Origin of the sequence: Synechococcus sp. OH2, from assembly GCF_047462155.1 — a bacterium.
Classification (GTDB): domain Bacteria; phylum Cyanobacteriota; class Cyanobacteriia; order Thermostichales; family Thermostichaceae; genus Thermostichus.
The window spans coordinates 9617-11505 of the sequence record NZ_JANSIR010000101.1 but is presented as its reverse complement, the minus strand read 5'-3'; the positions used below and the strand labels follow the sequence as shown (position 1 = coordinate 11505).

Sequence of the window (1889 nt, the reverse complement as noted above, 5' to 3'; positions counted from 1 at the left end):
GGGTACGGAGGCGGCCAAGATGGCCGTCGGACTGGGGGCGCGGGTGCAGATTCTGGACATCAACCTGCAGCGCCTCAACGAGCTGGAGCTGATCTTCGGGTCGCGGGTGGAGCTGCTCTACAGCACCGCCCAGAGCATCGAGGAGTGCGTCCGCGAGGCCGACCTGGTGGTGGGAGCAGTGTTGGTGCCGGGCAGCCGCGCCCCGGTTTTGGTGAAGGAAGAGCTGGTAGCCCAGATGCGGCCCCGCTCTTTGATCGTGGATGTGGCCGTGGATCAGGGGGGGTGCATCGCCACCACCAAGGTCACCACCCATGCCCAGCCGGTTTACGAAGCCCACGGAGTCTTGCACTACGGGGTTCCCAACATGCCGGGGGCCGTCCCCTGGACTTCGACCCAGGCGCTGGTCAACGCCACCCTCCCCTACGTCCTCAAGTTGGCCAACCTTGGCTTGAGCGCCGCCCTGGAGCAGGATCCGGGCCTGGCCAAGGGGCTCAACATCCGGGGCGGAAAGCTCATCCACCCGGCGGTGCGGGCCACCTTTCCCGACTTGAGCTAGCTTGGGCCAGCTTTCCCGTCGGGATCCCTTCCGCTACTGCCGCCAGGCCAAGAGGTAGCGCTCCAGAGCGGCGAAAAAAGAGTAGAGCAGAACACCCATGAGGCCGAGGGCAACCAAGCCGGCAAAGGCCAAGGGCACATCAAAAGAAGAGCTGGCGGACACAATCAGGTAGCCCAGCCCGCGGTTAGAGGCCACCGTCTCCGCGATCACCGCGCCGACAAAGGCCAGCGAAATGGCCACCTTCAGCGAGGCAAACAGATAGGGCAAGCTGTGGGGAAGCCCCACCTTGAGGAAGATTTCCCAACCGCTGGCCCCCAGGGAGCGCAGCACATCGCGCATTTCTGGCTCCACCGTCTCCAGGCCCACCGCCACATTCACGGCAATGGGGAAAAAGGCCAGCAAAAAAGCTGTAATCACCGCCGGGATCATGCCCAGGCCAAACCAAATCGCCAGCAGCGGCACCAGGGCCACCTTGGGGATGGTATTAAACCCCACCAGCAGTGGGTACAGACACAGATGGGCCAGGCGGGAGCTGCCGATAAGGGATCCCAGCAAGATCCCGCCCACCAAAGCCAGCCCAAAAGCCAGCAGGGTTGAGCTGAGGGTAAACAGCGAGTGCCCCAGGATCACCTCGTCCCACTCCTGCATCGACTGCCAGATCGCGCTGGGCGCAGGCAAAACAAAGCGGGGAACCTGCAACAGCCGCACCCCTGCCTCCCAAAGGCCAAGGGTCAGCAGCAGGGTGACCACCGGCAGGAGCAGCGAGGCCGCTTTCGTCTGGAGAAATCGGTCAAAGGAGTTTTTCATCAGGGTTGCGCGGCGATCTATCGAGAAAACTTTGGTTAGCTGCTGCGCCGTTCGCGTCAGCGGGACGGAGTCCTTATGTGCTTGCGCACTTCCGCAACCAAGTGGTGAAACTCGTCCGTCAGGCAGATCTCCAACGGGCGCGGGCGGGGCAGATCTACCTTGAGGGTAAAGACAATCTCGCTAGGCCGCGACCCCATGACATAAATGGTATCGGAGAGGAAAACCGCCTCCCGCAGATCGTGAGTGATGAGAATAGCCGTGCAGCCGGTGCGCAGCCACAGCCGCTGCAACATCTCCCACATCTCCTCGCGGGTGAAGGCATCCAGGGCGGCAAAGGGCTCATCCAGCAACAACAGCTCCGGCTGGTGGATCAAAGCTCGACAGAGGGCAACCCGCTGCCGCATCCCCCCGGAAAGCTGCCAAGGATAGGCTTTTTGGAAACCATCCAAGCCCACGGCGGCCAACAGCTCCAGCGCCGACTTTTTGTGCTGAGCCAGGTTTTGCCGGAAGGTGCGCTTGTAGGGCT

At 62.6% G+C, this 1889-nt stretch carries 3 protein-coding genes; 1 reads left to right on the top strand and 2 read right to left on the bottom strand.

Annotation, left to right across the window (positions count from 1 at the left end; all coding sequences use genetic code 11):
• A partial coding sequence (locus tag NW835_RS10010; RefSeq protein WP_414415199.1) for an alanine dehydrogenase occupies positions 1-556 on the top strand: 556 nt, incomplete at its 5' end.
• Positions 557-589: 33 nt separating this feature from the next.
• Here the strand turns inward: NW835_RS10010 and NW835_RS10005 are convergent.
• On the bottom strand, positions 590-1363 hold the full coding sequence (locus NW835_RS10005) for an ABC transporter permease (protein ID WP_414338052.1): 774 nt from the start codon (positions 1361-1363) through the stop codon (positions 590-592).
• 56 nt (positions 1364-1419) lie between these two features.
• On the bottom strand, positions 1420-1889 hold a 470-nt coding region (locus NW835_RS10000; RefSeq protein ID WP_414415198.1), incomplete at its 5' end, for an ABC transporter ATP-binding protein.

Excerpts from the sequence above, each read along its gene's own strand:
- NW835_RS10005 (WP_414338052.1), bottom strand. The coding sequence starts at position 1,363 with ATGAAAAACTCCTTTGACCGATTTCTCCAGACGAAAGCGGCCTCGCTG.